Source organism: Acidithrix sp. C25 (assembly GCF_904848545.2).
This window is the reverse complement of sequence record NZ_CAJHCI020000010.1, coordinates 1,043,452-1,059,171: the sequence shown is the minus strand read 5'-3', so window position 1 is coordinate 1,059,171 and position 15,720 is coordinate 1,043,452. Positions and strand designations below refer to the sequence as shown.

Below are 15,720 nucleotides of genomic sequence, written 5' to 3'. Positions count from 1 at the left end.
TGTTTTCTATTGGTCTAGGAGTGGTAAGCCTCAGCGTTGTTGGCTTTGCTCTCTTTGTAGTATCCACCACTATGTGGGGAGACAAGTGGATTCGGAGGTCCCCAAAATGAGTTCCGGCTCGACTATGTATAAGGGCAAGACGGGTCAATGGGCCTTTGTTTTGCATCGAGTAACTGGCTTTTTGGTCTTGATGTTTATTCTTTTGCATGTAATAGACATCTCAACCATCAACTATCCGAGTATCTACAATTCGATTCATCGACTTTATGGCAACGTGGTTTTACGTACCTTTGAAGTTGGTCTTCTCTTTGGACTTCTATATCATGCTCTCAATGGGTTGCGCGTTATCATGATTGACTTTTTCCCGGGTGCGATCAAGAATGAGAAAAGAGTATTTGTCGGGATCTTATCTTTATCTCTCTTACTAACAGTTGTTGGGGGCGTTATTATTTTGAGGCCATTCTTTACAGGGAGTGTGGGCTGATATGGTAGTTAGACCGATGAACGACGCATCCCAAGGTTCTAGTTCAACGCCTCGTCGTCGATCAAAGCAGAACTTCGAGACTTGGTCTTGGTTCTTCATGAGAATCTCCGGCCTTGTCCTTTTCTTTTTGGCATTGATTCATTTTTCCCTGACGCACATCTTTACCGATGTCACTCAGACCACCGTCGCATTTGTGGCCAAGCGTTGGTCCAATCCGCTTTGGAGAGTCTTTGACTGGCTCTTGCTGGCACTTGGTCTTCTTCACGGTAATAATGGGCTTCGTTTTATTATGGATGACTACATTCGCACTCCAAGGCGCAGAGCCTTTACAAAGGCGGCCATCTACTCCCTCTCATTTGCACTCTTTGTTCTTGGTACGATCACCATAGTGACCTATAAAGGTACCTTGTAGAGAGAAATTTTTAGCTAATTTTAATCCGGGTGTTTTGAATTTAGATTCGGTGGCTAATCTATTGCGTGACAAATTGCGTAGAAAGCCCCGAATACTTCTTCGGAGGCGGGTAATGATTAGCTAAAAGTGGGAAAAGAATGCGACGTTTATTCGACTTCAACCGTGGCCGTGGCTTGGTAAGCCTGCTAGCTCTCCTAGCTTTTTTAAGTATTGGCCAAGCCACGGGTTCGATCAGTCTTTTAGGCAGTTCATCCTTGTCTGGTAACTCGTCTAGTAACTTATCTAGTAACTTATCTAGCAACGCTGGGCATTCGACCTTTAACTTCTCAAAGCTTGCCACGGCCAAGGTTTCAACCACGGTTGCAGGTGCAATTCCTACCTACGACCTGGTTGGTGCTAACGGTGGAATCTACACCTTCGGTAATGCAGGCTTCTACGGCTCTACTGGAAATATAACTCTCAATAAACCGATCGTTGGAATGGCTTCTACTCCAGATGGCAAGGGCTATTGGTTGGTTGCTTCAGATGGCGGAATCTTCACCTTTGGTGACGCCACCTACTACGGCTCTACTGGAAATATAACTCTCAATAAGCCGATCGTTGGAATGGCTGCTACCCCAGATGGCAAGGGCTATTGGTTGGTTGCCTCAGATGGCGGAATCTTCACCTTTGGTGACGCCGCCTTCTACGGCTCCACCGGAAATATCGCTCTCAATAAGCCGATCGTTGGAATGGCTGCTACTCCAGATGGCAAGGGCTATTGGTTGGTTGCTTCAGATGGCGGAATCTTCACCTTTGGTGACGCCGCCTTCTACGGCTCCACCGGAAATATCGCTCTCAATAAGCCGATCGTTGGAATGGCTGCTACTCCAGATGGCAAGGGCTATTGGTTGGTTGCCTCAGATGGTGGAATCTTCACCTTTGGTGACGCGGTGTTCTACGGTTCCACTGGAAATATAACTCTCAATAAGCCGATCGTTGGAATGGCTGCAGATCCAACAACAGGAGGCTATTGGTTGGTTGCCTCAGATGGTGGAATCTTCAGTTTTAATGCGCCCTATATTGGCTCTGAAGGCGGAACGTCGCTTAATGCTGCGATCGTTGGGATCTCCTCTACGGGATCTCTCGATCCATATACAACCGGTGCCACGGGCGTTGATCTCTCCGCCTTTCAATGTGTGGGTTCAACTCCTGGTGGACCAAGTGCGTTAGCGTCTGTTCCGACTACCGGTGTTGGTGTAGTTGGCGCATACTTTGACTCGGACCCCCAAGGATTTGGTGGCACTCTTTCTAATGCCATGACCACCAATCCTTGTTTAGCTTCTGAGGTCTCACTTTTAAAGAATGAAGGTGCGACGGTTTCACTATTCGCTCCGCTTTGGTCGGCCCCTTCTCAAATCGTTGACCCTACGAATACTCTTAGTGGACCGGAAGCCTCTTGTGCTGCAAATGTCGCGAATCCCTCAGCGATAAATTGTCAATCTTACAACTGGGGCTGGAATTTAATGAGTGCTGGTGTTGCTTGGGCGAATTCCCAGGGGGTCAACTCTCCGCTCTGGTGGGTTGATGTCGAGTATGGAACGCCGGGACTTTGGGGGACTAATGCTATTGCCAATCAAAATGTAATTGCGGGCGCCTTGGCCTACCTAGCATCGACCGGTCATCAAAGTGGGATCTACTCAACCGCATATCAATTTCACATAATTGCTGGTAGTTATTCACCCGGAGTTCCAACTTGGATTGCTGGAGCCTCTGGCTCTTCCTACTGCACCGATCCAACCAAGCAATTTGGGGGTGGGCCAGTTTGGCTGTTGCAGACGTCCTACGTCAATGCTTCGGGGGTCAATGGCTCGCCGCGTCAGATAGATGGCGATACTGCTTGCTAGAAGAATAGTTTGCTAGTCTTCTGATTTTTAGTTTGATTTTATTATTCTGCCTTAGGTTGCCTTGCATCTAAGGCAGAATCTGTCTTAGATGCAAGTCTCGTTAGTCTCGAGACCTTTGAGGCTTTTCAACTTGGCCAAAGGACAATCTGTAAAGCGCCTGATCTTTAGGTAGTTCGCATATGAGCCCGTCTGGGCGCAAATCGGTCGCTATGAGTTAGGGGAGAATCGTCGAATCGAGCTAGAATCGACAATTCAAAGCGTCTCTTCTTCTTGGGGTTGTTTCGATTTCTCAGTTGAATTATTTTCGTTCCAGCACTTCTGGCAGATCCCCAGAATTGAAAAATGATATGCCCGGATATGAAATCCTAAACGAGCACTGAGTTCAAGCTCTAAGCGTGCGCTTAGATCCGGTGGTGCCTCTAAGGTAGAGCCGCACGATTCACAGACTAAGTGTTGGTGGAGGTTTTCTGAGAGATGATAGATCGCCTTCCCATGGCCAAGGTGTACATGTTCAACGATTCCGATCTCTTCTAGTGTTTCGAGGGCCCGATAGATAGTTGACAGGTGAATCTCTGAATTGATGGCTCCAACTGCGCTAAAGATCTCTTCTGCGCTAAGGTGCCCATTGGACCGAATGATTGTCTCAAGAACCATCATTCTCGCCGGAGTAACACGTGCTCCTGCTGCGCGAATTCGCGCAGCAGGATCTACGGATTCTTTTTCGGAGAAAAGGCTGGCCCTTGAGTCGCTGTTCATTTGTTCATTTGTTTGTATTCGAATCTATAGCCGAGTCCACGAACGGTACTGATGTAGGTTGGGGTTGATGGGTCTGGTTCGATCTTGCTTCTTAGTCTCTTGATGTGAACGTCAAGGGTTTTGGTATCGCTTGTGTGGTAAGGGCCCCATACCCTATCAATTATCATATCTCGTGTCATAACTCTATTGGGATTCGACATCAGTAACTCCAACAGCTCGAACTCTTTTAGCGGTAGCGCCACAGGGACTTGGGCAACACGTAGTTCGTGGCGGGCGGTGTCCAACACAATCTCGCCTATCTCAATCATGTCCTCGATCTCAATTGAGTCGATAGCGTTAGGTGAGCGCCTAAGAACAGCCCGGATTCGAGCCGTAAGCTCTCTCATTCGAAATGGCTTTGCAACGTAGTCGTCGGCGCCGACTTCTAGGCCAACTACCGTATCTAATTCCGAGCTTCGTGCGGTCACCATGATTATGGGTACCTGGCTAGTCGCTCGAATTGTCTTGCATACATCGATCCCAGAGAGCTTGGGGAGCATTACGTCTAATAATATAACATCAGGATTTACTGAGGCGAAGAGGTCGAGCGCCTCTCTTCCATCACGGGCTACGGCTACAGTCATGCCCTCTTTCGAAAGGCCTAGGGTGATTGCGTCAATAAATGACTCCTCGTCTTCGGCGACGAGTACGGTTGTGAGGGTCTTGTTCATTGATTGGCTCCTGGTTCGATTGGGAGGTGAATTTTGAAGGTAGACCCAGCTCCTTCGCGGGAATCCACCTCGATAGTGCCATTATGATTGCTTATGGCGTGCCTAACTATCGAAAGGCCCAAGCCTGTTCCACCGGTCTGTCGCGATCTGGCTTGATCGACGCGATAAAAGCGTTCGAAGATCCGTTCTATATCTTTTTGGGGAATTCCGATTCCATGGTCGACGACTGCTACGGTTACGGTTGAGTTATTTTGTGATATTTCTACCAATACGCTTGAGTTGGGTTCGGAGTATTTTACTGAATTGTCAATTAAATTTGTCAGCGCTGATCTTAGTTGTCCTCGATCGCCTAGAACGTAAGTATCTTCACTATTCAATCGTAGATCGATAGTTACGCGCTGGAGTTCTGCGGCGGGACTTATTTGATCGATTACCTCCATGGCAAGTTCGGGCATTGAAACCCTACTTATCGATGCTGCCCCCTCGGATTCAAATCTTGAGAGGTCGAGGAGATCGTCGATTATCTTGGCGACCCTAAAGGCTTCATTTTGAATTCGATTGGCCAGCCGCTGGCGAACGCTTGGTTCATCTTCGAACGCCAAGGTCTCCGCGAGAAGGCCGAGTGCTCCGATGGGTGTTCGAAGTTCGTGGCTAACATTTGCTACGAAGTCTCGGCGAATGGTGTCCAATTGATTTCGCACAGTTAAATCATCGACGATGGTTATGACGCCTAGCGCTAATCTTTCACCGACCGAGGTTGTCCTAATTATAAAGTCTCTTTTTGGAGGTCCAAAGATTGAAAAACTCTGCTCTTTGAAGCGACCGTTCAGTGCACTATCAACGGCTTCATTGATAGCACGCATAAGCCCGGCCTCTTCGTGGCGCGCATTTTCTAACTCTTTGGCGACTTGGTTGGCAAAGTAGGTACCTCCACTGCTATCGTGGATAAATACCGCCTGAGAGACGCTGTCGAGTGCACTTCTTAGGCTCTCGACCTCAAATCTCAGCTCATCTTCGTTGCCGCCGCTAACAATATTTTCTATCGAGTCGTCCATAGCTCATTCTCACTCAGTGGAACCCTACGTCAAAACTATAGGCAGTTGTGACTCTTTCGTCACACGATGGGCAATATGAATTTAAACAAAAGTGCTATTAGATAATGAAATAGCATGAAACATGTTATAATTGAGTTATGAGAGAACTCCTACGGACTTCTATCGCACTGGTTGCCGACGTATCTATCACTCCTAGCATCTCCTCATTGCCTGGTTCGGCTGCGCTTCAATCGATCGCAAATGGAATTGCGGCGTGGGCTTTAGTTCTGTCTCTTGTGGGTCTTTTGGTCGGAGCAGCTATGTGGGCTTTAGGTGCACATGCTGGCAACTATCAACAAACCTACAGCGGAAAGAAGACTCTCGGCACATCCGCAGCCGCTGCGGTGGTAGTCGGGGCCGCTCCTGCATTGATAAATTTTTTCTTTCATCTTGGACAAGGCGTGCACTGAAAGACTGTGTCTTTTTTTGAAAGACTCTGTCGGCTGTCTACTTTTCAAAGAGTCCTTGGATTTTTTGATAGTGAATAGCACTTTGACACAGATTTAGACCAGCTCTTTTGTGAGAGTGTCTTTGGTTTTTGTACAAAAGAGAGCGCTTTTGCTTATTGCTCTGATTAGAGCCTCAATAAATGGCTAGTGATTTATCTAGCGTTGCATTCTCTGAAGTGGTGATTTTCGATGCTCATAGCTTCTTTTGCTTCTTCGATTGTCAGTGGTGCTATTAGCTCCATAGGCCGTTCGATCACAGATCAATTGATAAAGTCAAATGCCTTTCTTTCGGGGCATCTCTATCAATCCATTTCAAGCATGGGTGACCCAACCTTGAATTCCAGTTGGTTTCGGGTTCCCTACCAACGTCTCTTTGGTGTCGGGTTACTGATAGCACTGCTGTCTCTCTTGTCAGGGGTGGCTATGGCGGTAATCTCGGGAACAACCTATGAATCTATCAAAAAGATCGTAATTGCACTTCCTGTGGTTGGAGTTGGAAGTGGAGGTTTCCTTTCGTTTGTGACTCTGGGAATGAGGGCGGCTGACTCCATCTCGGGTTGGATCTTTTCTACCTTTTCAATGGCCTTACCCAGCAGTGGCCTACCAAAAGGGGTCTTGAGTAAAGGTACGTCCGGGCCACCTGCGCTCCTAGAGCTCTTTCTTCAGTTCTTCTATTTTGTCTTTGCTGGTCTCACCTACTTAGAGCTATCTCTTAGAGCGGCTCTCATCTATTTGGTGGTCGCTTTGATGCCGATAGCACTGGCGCTCTCAATAAATCCAAAGTTGCGAAGTTTTGTCTTTCGCCTTCTCCTTCTTTTAGGTGGAGTGGTTGGATCCAAGATAGTAATTGCGATGGGTCTTGGATTAAATGTGGCGATGGGGAACTCTTCTTCCAGGGGATCTTTTTCTTTGGCCATCTCTGGTACTGCAATTTTAGTTCTATCTGTTGTTTCTCCTTTTCTTCTGGTTCGACTCCTCCTTGGATTGGAGAATCCAGTTACTCCAGGGATCGAGGCGGCTCCGATGAGGGCTCTTCATCTGGCCTCAAAGATCTATAAGAGTGGATCTGAACACCTCAAAGGGCGATCTCGCTCTTCGGTGGATCTAGAAGGATATTCATCGAGGGTAGCTCTGCATCCAGGAACTAAAAATTAGAAAGCGAATCTCGACGCCGATGGGAGGGGATAATGAGCACCAATGGTGATCGCAATGATCAATTAGGACGTTACTTTGTCTCGAGTCTGAGACCTTATCGAATGGTAGTAGATCGCTATTCGATTGGAATCTTAGTTCTTTGCGGACCACTTCTAGGCGGCTTTGTCTTTTTATCGCTTGGTTCTCTAGCTTCGATAGAAAGAGCAGGACTTATTACGCTCTTGTTTTCGTCCTTGATTGGCTTTCGAAGTCGAGGTCTTCCTCTTTTAGGGGTTGGAATTCGATACGTCAAATACTGTCTTTCACTCAAGAGACTTAGGGGCTACTTTTTCACTATTTTTGTCCTGATAAAAGGCGAGCGATTGGCAGGTGACAGAGCAGGAGGTGACAGGTTTAACAGGGGCCCTCGAAGTCAAAGATCTCAGACGGGGAAGTTCGCTTTAATTGGAGGTAGCCTAGGGTTTGGCGGTCGTCTTCAATCCAAAAGCCCCCTCACAGCTATGCATCACGGTGAAGATCGAAGCTATATCGGGCGTCATCGAGGTGGATTGTTCGACCTTTCGCACTTTAGACGGCTTAGATCTAATGGGTCCGAGAGATCACCTTGGCGACTTTTGCCGATGGATGGTACGGTCCCAGCGGAGTCATTGACGAATTGGCTGCGTCGTGATGGGGACTTGGAACCAAGAGGTGATCTTGACCATCGAAGGTCGCGCCGCTTTTTCCATAGTTCAAAAGACCAAATTGAGGCGCTGGCCCATGGGCAACCACCAAGGGAGACTTTGGATGGCGGCGCTGACGCTTTGGTTGAAGAGGAGGTAGCAGAAGAGGTAGCAGAAGAAAACGGTGGCTACGATCAGCCAAAGCGAACTTCTGCTAATCACATGAGCGATGCCGATGGAGTCTTTAGCTTTGGGTTGGATGGCAAAGGAAGGTTCATCTTTGGTGATCACAAGAGTGGTGTTGGATACTTATATTCCAAAGAGAGATCTCGAATCGTAGTCATCGCCCATGTAAATGCGAATGTAACCCCATATCTTTTGGGCTCTTTGGAGCTAGGCGAGCGTGCCGAGCGTTTTTGTGATGCGCTGGATAACTTGTCCACCCTAAAGTTGGCCGAGATGGAGATCGCAATGGTAACTTTTGCCAATTGTACTGAAAGATTTGGAGGATATAGCTCCAACGATTCTAAGAAGAATTCGATAGGCAATGCCAGCCATCACAGGGGATCTAGCGATGACAACCCAGGCGCTTTTAGTGGCGATTTTATAGCACCTCTCAGGCAATATTCCCCTGAGGAAGCTGAGGCTGTAGTTGAGGTTGACCCAGATCTATCCCAAGGGGCAACTCCCTTCGACCTAATTGATCAATTGAATGAGCTGGATCGAACGATCATATCAAGCTATGGCGGCCCAAGTAGTTTTATTGCCCTCTCGGCTAGGTTGCCTCCTTTCTTTGAACGCAATTTTGAGAGGGGTTCCTCTCGAGCTATAACCGATATTGGCTCAAATCGGCCACGTAACTTTGGACTGAATGTTTTTAGCTCCCCTAAACCTGGTGGGCCTGATAATAAGAGTCCTTTGGATTCCGCTGGCATTTCATCTACTAGTGGGTTTGATTCAAGAACTTCCAGTACCCAAGGTAGACGACTACCAAGAAGTCAAGGAGCTCCAGCAAGAAAGGATCTCTCAAAAGCCGCTAAGGACCAACGAAGAGCCGACCTCTTTTTGAGAGACCGAGGCCGTAGCGGAAATTCCAGGAGAAACTACAGCACCAAGAAAAGCTACAGCAGATGGCGCAAGTCTCCCCGTGATAACTCTGATCTAAAGCGAGAGGCTGACCTGAGATTATCTTCGTTTTTGACCGATGTCGCCGAGGACGCCTTGGTTCCAAGTTCCTCTTTGCTCGATGGTCACACAGATTGTGATAGCTCTACTGGCATCGATTTAGACGAGCTGGACGAAATGGAGCTGGACGAAATGGAGCTGGATGAAATGGAGCTGGACGAAATGGAGCTGGATGAAATGGAGCTGGATGAAATGGAGCTGGACGAAATGGAGCTGGATGAAATGGAGCTGGATGAAATGGAGCTGGATCCTCTGGGTCTGGCTTGTGAAGCACCGCCCCAAGCATCCCCTATGGTCGGTGTCAAATGGTGCTCTTTCGACGAGAAGAGACCTACCAGGTCGAATTATCCCATAGGGCCACCCAATACAAAGGCCAAAGATAAGGTCTTTGATCCTCCGGCGACCTCTGGTAGCTCCAGGGATAAAAATGCAAACTATGAGAATTTGTTCAAAGGCGATGCTTCGTCGTCCAAGGATTCACCAGGGGATTCACCCAAAGTCGCTTCGGTGGCAGAAGGAGATGATCTTGGATCTCGGGTAGTCTCGAGTCTCCTTGCTAAGACCATGGTGGACGCTCTCGAGAAGTTGTGTTTTAGTTCAGACCTTCCTCAATCCTATTTGGTTGGGGCCAGGGAGTTGATTGAGATAGAGCGGTATCTAGGCGATGGTGACTCCCAATGTGGAGGTGAATCAGAGAGATTTGGGGCGATATCAAATTCCAAGGGAGGATCTCGGATATGGAGGTTACGGTTGATGGCCACATCGAGGCTATTTCCTGGTGACTTTCTTAGGCTATTTAGGTTCCCAAGCTCACTTGATGCTTTGGTGATTTTTATGCGTCCGGTTAGCAAAAGGAAGATGGCTAATTCGATTCGAAGCCAAAGAGCCAAGGGGACCGCAGATCTAATGGCTTCAAGAGACCGAGGCTTTATTGCGAATCGAACCAAGGATATGCGTGCGGTTGGCCTTGATGACCTTGACATTGACCTATTGAACGGGCATGTTGGTTATGAATATTCGTGCCTTTTTATCGAGAGCCAGAACCCAAAAGGCCGACGGCCAATAGGTGAGACCTTTGAGGCTATGTCTATGAGCGTCGCCCTCGAAGTTGGTAAGCAGGCCGAGCTTATCAATCGAATTCGTTCCTTCTCGTTCTTTTAAAAGAACCTTTCAGAATGATAATTGCCTAAATCAAGCCGAAGGAGCCCCCTGAGCTTAGATAAAAGTACCCACTTTGTGATTTAGCGCTATTTGGCTTGGCTGCCTAACGAGTCGAATTGGGCTCATGACGGCAAGAATTAGGTATTTTCATTTGGTGATTTTGAATCTAAGTTGTAAATCTAGTCAAGGATCTCCCATGAAATTAAATGCGATAGCAGATATTGAATCAACCACGGCGCTCTCGCTCTGGTTGCCTGGATTTTGTGAGACCGGCTCTCAAAATGTAGCTCCGATCCTTGGTGCCTCAAGGTTCGGCGGTAGATTTGGTTTTAATCCATTTGAGCTCTATCGCGACGGCGTGATCTCTAACCCTAACGCCTTTGTCTTTGGCCAAGTCGGAAAAGGTAAATCCGCCCTATTGAAGAGCTATCTCGCTCGAATGTTTCTTTTGGGTTATCCATCTGTAGTCTTTGATCCAAAGGGAGAATATGGCGCTTTGGCACGCTTTTTTGGCTTTGATCCGATTGACTATCTGGCATCCAAGAGAGGGGTTAACCCTTTCGTGGAGGTGGAAGGGGCTCCTAATGGTCTTTTAGCACGGGAGCTAAATAGCGAAATGGCGACATATGTCATCTCTGTGGCTTTAGGAAGGAGACCTACCGAGATTGAGCATCTTGCCATATCGGAGGCGCTGAATGAGATTTCAAGGGGAGTTGACTTCTTCAAGTTGCGATCATGCCTGGAGAAGATCGACCGTAGTGGAGGTCCGACCACATGGAGAGGCTCGTATTCAATCGGGAGTCTCGCTAGTCTGCTAGCGGTATTGGATTCGCTGATTGAGTCGGGTCTAGTCGCTCAAAGTGAGTCGTCTTTTGATCTGGGCAAAGTTTTAGGCAAGAGCATTTTAGTATTTGACTTATCAGGCCTCTTTGGATCCGGCCGATATCCACTCGTAGTAGCGCTATTGCTGGGGGCGCTTAGAGCTCACAAGATGACCCGGGATCTTCCTCCTCTCATAATTGCCATAGATGAGATTTGGGCGCTGATGAGTGACTCAAATATTGCGAGTTGGCTAGGTAGCTATTGGAAACTATCAAGAGGAATTGGAATTGCAAATATAGGAGTTAGCCACAGGCTGAGTGACTTCTCAGGCGGAGATGATGTCGGTGCCCATTTAAAATCACAGTCGCTCAATAGCTCTACAAACTATTCCAATGGACCTAATAGAACTGTGATAAGCGAGATAAACCGTGGTCTTGGAATGATCAACGATACAGAGACGATAGTTTCGTTCGCGCTTGAAGTGGACGAGGCCCATCACCTTTGCAGCGCCTTTGGATTTTCCCTAGAAGTGGCACCGCTACTGCGTCAACTACGAAAGGGAAGTGCGCTGTGGAAGATTGGAGAGCGAAATCTGTTGGTGGATCATTATTTAACTTCAATCGAGACGGCTCTCTTCAATACGGACGCACCCTTGCTTGGCAGGGGCGTACGGGCTAAACCTAATTGAGTCAACCGCAATAGATTGAATGAAGTTATAAACTCACTCTAAATCTTGAATTGCCAGTGACCGCCAAATCAATGGCGGCCAAGGTATGGGCTGCTGTTTCCGTGGCGGTTTTATGGGAAGCTTGTAGTGGAGATTTCCGCCTATTTTGTCTTGCGCAAGTTTTTTGTCTATCGAATTGCTAGAAGCCTAAATGAAAGCCGAGCCAAAAAATCCAGGTCTTTGACTCTAATAGCCATGGCGCTTAATAAAGTGCCAGATGTAATTGTGAGATAGTGATTGGCCCAGACAGATTGCCCAGACAGATTGCCCAGTCTGATTGCCCAGTCTGATTGGCCCAGACTGATTGGGCCAGTTGGGCCGTTCTAGCCATATTGGATTGGTTCATGGCGACCAGACTTATACCTCAACTAATCCAATCTGATCAGGTATCGGTTTTAGATCGATGTAAGGTCTGATTCTATGGAATGGCTTTAGTGGGCTATTATCTCGGGGCTCCAACTCGGGCTATTGCTCACTACCTTTGGCCTTGAGGCCCTTTTCTATTTGGAAATCAAAGATAGCAGTACCAGGCTTTTTGGCAATTGTTACTTTAGTTGTTACTTGGATGATTGTCGGTTTTGACCTTTCTGTATCTGTGACATCGTCCTTTGTCTTGACTGCTTTATTGGCACTCTGATCTCGGTCATTATTACTTTTAGGGTTAGATGGATCCTGCATCGTTGATCTATCCGTTGCAATCTTTATCTTAGGTCCACTATTTGGGTGGTCTTTTTGGGCGCAAAAAGTTATTTGTTTGGCGTTTTGATGGCGCTTTGGTGGGTCTTATTTTTCCTTTTGATTTTTCCTTTTGGTTTGTTTGGTTGACATTAGGAGCGTTTCATGGTTTTTAGCTCGCTGGAGAGCTGTTTCTCTTTCGGTAGGTCGCTTGATGTGGTGATGCCTCACCTTAGCGTTGGTGGCTTTGGTGTGGTTCTTGTCCTAGTGGCGATCTTTTTATTTGTTGGTGACTCAAAGGGCGAGCACCAAAAGACCATGGGGAGGTTTCGACCAACCAAGTCGAGTCGCAGAGGAATCCATGAGGGAGTGCATTTTGCGGGTCGCTTCAATTTGAGCGACTTTAAAACTTTGAATCCCTCTATCTCTATAGGCAAATTGGGTTTGAGATCTATCCGACTTGATCGCCGGGACTCGGCAATCGTCTTTGGCCCAACGCAGTCGTTTAAGACATCTCGACTGGCCATTCCGGCGATCCTGGAACATCGCGGGGGAGTGATCGCCTCGAGCGTCAAAGGTGATTTGATGGAGGCAACCATTGAGGCACGATCGACTATGGGTAGGGTGATCGTGTATGACCCGCTGGGAAGTACCGATCGAGGTAATTCTTTTTGGAACCCTCTCTCTAGAAAATTGGATGCTAATTCATCGAGACGACTTGCACAAGGTATCTGTTTTTCTCGAACTTTGCGCCATATGGGTGAAGAAGGGCAATTCTGGGCGACTTTAGCAGCTCGATTGTTGGCGCCACTGCTATTGGCAGCATCTCATTTAGGGCTAAGCATCATCGACGTGATCGGTTGGATTGATCAAAGGGACTTCGAGGAAGCTGGTAATTTTCTGATCGAAAACAACTATCTTGAATATGCCCGGTCGATAGCGGCGACCCTTGATTTGGATGAGAGAATCCTCTCGTCAATTCTTACAACCCTAGATCGCTCGATAACTCCGTTCTCAATTGGCACAACGCCTATTGAGGGCTACTTTGACTTGGTGGATTTCGATTCCTCTGGTTCGTCGAGTCTCTTTTTGATTGCCCCACCGAATCGACAAGGAGAGATTGGAACCGTCTTCGGCGCATTACTAGCAGAGATCTTCGATCGCATCTTTCAATTTGAAGTGACAGAGCGTGCTCTTTTGATCGTCTTGGATGAGGCTGCTAATTTAGCTCCGATAGCAAATTTTGACGAGATAATCTCGACCGTGTCATCCTTTGGCGTTCAGTTGATAACTATCTATCAAGATCTAGCACAGTTGCGTGCTAGATATGGCGAGGCTGCCACCACTATTGTAAATAACCATCGAGCTAAGATCTTTTTAGGGGCGATTTCAGATCCATCAACCATGACTCTCGCACAAGAGTTATGTGGGATGAAAAGTGAGTACCCAAATTCAATTTGGCAAAAGTCCAACTCAGATGGTGGCCAATTGCGCCATCTACTTGCACTTGGGGCACTTAGAAGGCTTCAGCCAGGTAAGGCTCTTTTGGTCTATGGTCATCGACCACCGGCCATAATAGAGCTCTCGGCAAGAATTCCAAGACGGTAGTTGTTATTATTTTTAGGTTTGTATCTGAGTTGCCGATACTAAGGCCGTGGGATACTCTGAACTTTCGCAATCACTCGAATACGAGACAGCATTACTTGAAAAACTCCTCTTCAAATTGGAAGAGGAACGCCTTTTAGTTGCCAATGAACGTCACCATTATTTAGGTGAAGCTAACTTTGAGATTCAAGCTGTAAGCGGCGAGATCAAGCATGCCGAACTGCGACGAGCAATCGCATCCTCGGAGGTCTGTGACTTTCTTGAGATCGATTCGATGGCTCCGCTGTCGGAGATTATTTCGGCGACTCCTGAGCCATGGAAGTCTGTCTTTGCTGAACAAAGAAGCCAGATGCTTTTGGTCACAGCCAGGATCGCTAAAGCGCAAAATGAGATCAATAGTCTCTTAGCACAGCGCATCGCTTTGGTTGAAGACGTTTTGAATCTAATCGATTCAAGCGGAACAACCAATCTCTACGGAAGGAATGGAAGGCGTAGCAAGGAAGCCACGATTTCACTATTGGATGGTCTATTGTGAGCAATGCTGGGATCTATATTGGACTCTCAGGGATTCAGGCGCAAACTAAAAGTATGGATGTCGTTAGCCAGAATATTGCTAACGTCAATACGCCTGGTTATACAAGGGAGACTGCTAACCTTTCGGCTGTTATCAACCCGGGATCCAACATAGGATCCGGTGCTATAGTAGCCTCTGTCTCTCAAATCTCTGACTCTTTTTTGCAAGCGCAAGCTCAAAGTGCCTCTGCGGATTCGCATGCGGCGACCAGCCTTTCATCGGCGCTTTCATCGGCTCAAACAAATTTTCAAGAGCCCTCGCCAATTGGAATTAATGAACAGTTGTCATCCCTTTGGAATGCATTTGATCAGGTCTCAAATCAGCCCAACCTTATGGCGGCTCGAACACAATTGGTCAATATTGCCCAACAACTCTCTACGACTATCAATAGTGATTCACAAGGGTTGACCAATCTTTATAACGGTACTGTGAGCCAGGTTCAGTCTTCGGTTACCTCGATCAATCAGCAGTTGAAACAGGTGGCCACTTTGAATGGCCAGATTATGGCAGCTCAGGGTCAAAATGGCGCGAATACATTGATAGATCAGCGAAATCAACTCGTCCAGTCGATTACCGACTCAATTGGAGCGCGAGTTGTAAATGGTAGTAACGGTTCTATATCGATCTTTTCTGGTGGTATTGCGCTAGTGAGTGGGATAGTAGCAGATTCGCTCAATGTTCAAGCTCCAACAGCGCCAGCTACTGGTACCGCATCGATCGTCTCGAACTCGACTGGAGCTACACTTCCAGTTGCTTCGGGTACGATTGGTGGTAACTTGGCAGCATTAAATAATAATATACCGAGTTATATGACGAATTTGAATAACTTCGCCGATCAGCTTGCCACCCAGGTCAATGGTGCACTAGCGCCGTCAAGCGGAGGGACATATGGATACGCAACACCTCCTATTTCTACTACTAACCCGCTTCCTGCTGGTCAACCGCTCTTTAGCGTGTCGACTTCATCGTCAACGGCTGCAGCGACCATCTCCGTCAATCAGGCAGTTTCAACAAATCCAAATTTAATTGCGTCCTCGTCGTCCTCGAATACACCTATGGATGGATCTATCGCGGCAGCGGTAGCTGCACTGGGGTCGTCATCTTCTAGCACATCTCCGGATGCACTGTACAACGCGATTGTTACTCAGGTTGGCCTTGACGTTTCGACGGCTCAATCAAATGTGAAGACACAATCTGCTCGCTCTCAATCTGCTACCTCGGCGCTAGCTAGCGTCTCTGGTGTAAATACAAATCAAGAGTTGGTCAATATGGTTGCCTTTCAAAATGCATATCAGGCGGCTGCAAAGGTAATTGCAACCGTAGCGACCTCAATTCAAAGTCTTATTTCGGCGGTATAAGTTAA

14 protein-coding genes are annotated in these 15,720 nt (G+C 47.4%); 10 read left to right on the top strand and 4 right to left on the bottom strand.

Going from position 1 to position 15,720, the window contains the following annotated elements; genetic code table 11:
- Window positions 1-85 precede the first annotated feature (85 nt).
- From sdhC to ACIDITHRIX25_RS80375, 3 genes are all read left to right on the top strand, one after another.
- The gene (gene sdhC, locus ACIDITHRIX25_RS80385) at window positions 86-484 is read left to right on the top strand and encodes a succinate dehydrogenase, cytochrome b556 subunit (protein WP_052604972.1); all 399 of its coding nucleotides are present in this window, start codon (window positions 86-88) and stop codon (window positions 482-484) included.
- A 1-nt stretch (window position 485) separates the two neighbouring features.
- Window positions 486-896 (top strand): succinate dehydrogenase hydrophobic membrane anchor subunit, encoded by a 411-nt coding sequence (locus ACIDITHRIX25_RS80380; protein ID WP_235347644.1) that lies wholly within the window; start codon window positions 486-488, stop codon window positions 894-896.
- Window positions 897-1,033: 137 nt separating this feature from the next.
- Entirely contained in the window at window positions 1,034-2,782 is a 1,749-nt protein-coding gene (locus ACIDITHRIX25_RS80375) for a glycoside hydrolase family 25 domain-containing protein (protein WP_201733445.1), read from the top strand.
- A gap of 252 nt (window positions 2,783-3,034) precedes the next feature.
- Here ACIDITHRIX25_RS80375 and ACIDITHRIX25_RS80370 read toward each other — a convergent pair whose 3' ends face one another.
- Genes ACIDITHRIX25_RS80370 through ACIDITHRIX25_RS80360 form a run of 3 tightly spaced genes read right to left on the bottom strand, consistent with a single transcriptional unit; the run spans window position 3,035 to window position 5,303 of the window.
- Window positions 3,035-3,538 (bottom strand): Fur family transcriptional regulator, encoded by a 504-nt coding sequence (locus tag ACIDITHRIX25_RS80370; protein ID WP_201733444.1) that lies wholly within the window; start codon window positions 3,536-3,538, stop codon window positions 3,035-3,037.
- Window positions 3,535-4,248, bottom strand: a complete 714-nt coding sequence (locus ACIDITHRIX25_RS80365) for a response regulator (RefSeq protein ID WP_052604975.1) — start codon at window positions 4,246-4,248, stop codon at window positions 3,535-3,537. Before ACIDITHRIX25_RS80365 ends, ACIDITHRIX25_RS80370 begins: the two co-directional genes overlap by 4 nt.
- Window positions 4,245-5,303, bottom strand: a complete 1,059-nt coding sequence (locus ACIDITHRIX25_RS80360; protein ID WP_201733443.1) for a sensor histidine kinase — start codon at window positions 5,301-5,303, stop codon at window positions 4,245-4,247. Before ACIDITHRIX25_RS80360 ends, ACIDITHRIX25_RS80365 begins: the two co-directional genes overlap by 4 nt.
- 137 nt (window positions 5,304-5,440) lie before the next feature.
- On the opposite strand from ACIDITHRIX25_RS80360, the gene ACIDITHRIX25_RS80355 reads away from it, so the two are divergent.
- The 4 genes from ACIDITHRIX25_RS80355 (at window position 5,441) to ACIDITHRIX25_RS80340 (ending at window position 11,464) form a co-directional block, all read left to right on the top strand.
- The gene (locus ACIDITHRIX25_RS80355) at window positions 5,441-5,752 is read left to right on the top strand and encodes a DUF6112 family protein (RefSeq protein ID WP_052604977.1); all 312 of its coding nucleotides are present in this window, start codon (window positions 5,441-5,443) and stop codon (window positions 5,750-5,752) included.
- A 228-nt stretch (window positions 5,753-5,980) separates the two neighbouring features.
- On the top strand, window positions 5,981-6,946 hold the full coding sequence (locus ACIDITHRIX25_RS80350; protein WP_052604978.1) for a hypothetical protein: 966 nt from the start codon (window positions 5,981-5,983) through the stop codon (window positions 6,944-6,946).
- Window positions 6,947-6,978: 32 nt separating this feature from the next.
- A complete protein-coding gene (locus ACIDITHRIX25_RS80345) occupies window positions 6,979-9,954 on the top strand; it encodes a hypothetical protein (protein ID WP_201733442.1) in 2,976 nt (991 codons plus the stop codon).
- Window positions 9,955-10,150: 196 nt separating this feature from the next.
- Window positions 10,151-11,464, top strand: coding sequence for a helicase HerA domain-containing protein (locus ACIDITHRIX25_RS80340; protein WP_201733441.1), 1,314 nt, complete (start codon window positions 10,151-10,153; stop codon window positions 11,462-11,464).
- A gap of 504 nt (window positions 11,465-11,968) precedes the next feature.
- On the opposite strand, the gene ACIDITHRIX25_RS80335 is transcribed toward ACIDITHRIX25_RS80340, so the two are convergent.
- On the bottom strand, window positions 11,969-12,181 hold the full coding sequence (locus tag ACIDITHRIX25_RS80335) for a hypothetical protein (RefSeq protein ID WP_052604981.1): 213 nt from the start codon (window positions 12,179-12,181) through the stop codon (window positions 11,969-11,971).
- Window positions 12,182-12,343: 162 nt separating this feature from the next.
- Here ACIDITHRIX25_RS80335 and ACIDITHRIX25_RS80330 point away from each other — a divergent pair, with 162 nt between their 5' ends.
- Genes ACIDITHRIX25_RS80330 through flgK form a run of 3 tightly spaced genes read left to right on the top strand, consistent with a single transcriptional unit; the run spans window position 12,344 to window position 15,715 of the window.
- A complete protein-coding gene (locus tag ACIDITHRIX25_RS80330) occupies window positions 12,344-13,786 on the top strand; it encodes a type IV secretory system conjugative DNA transfer family protein (RefSeq protein ID WP_201733440.1) in 1,443 nt (480 codons plus the stop codon).
- Window positions 13,787-13,832: 46 nt separating this feature from the next.
- Window positions 13,833-14,318: a flagellar export chaperone FlgN gene (gene flgN / locus ACIDITHRIX25_RS80325; RefSeq protein ID WP_052604983.1), complete on the top strand. Its 486-nt coding sequence runs from the start codon at window positions 13,833-13,835 to the stop codon at window positions 14,316-14,318.
- Window positions 14,315-15,715 (top strand): flagellar hook-associated protein FlgK, encoded by a 1,401-nt coding sequence (gene flgK / locus ACIDITHRIX25_RS80320; RefSeq protein WP_201733439.1) that lies wholly within the window; start codon window positions 14,315-14,317, stop codon window positions 15,713-15,715. The genes flgN and flgK overlap by 4 nt, the downstream gene beginning before the upstream one ends.
- The last annotated feature ends 5 nt before the right edge of the window (window positions 15,716-15,720 follow it).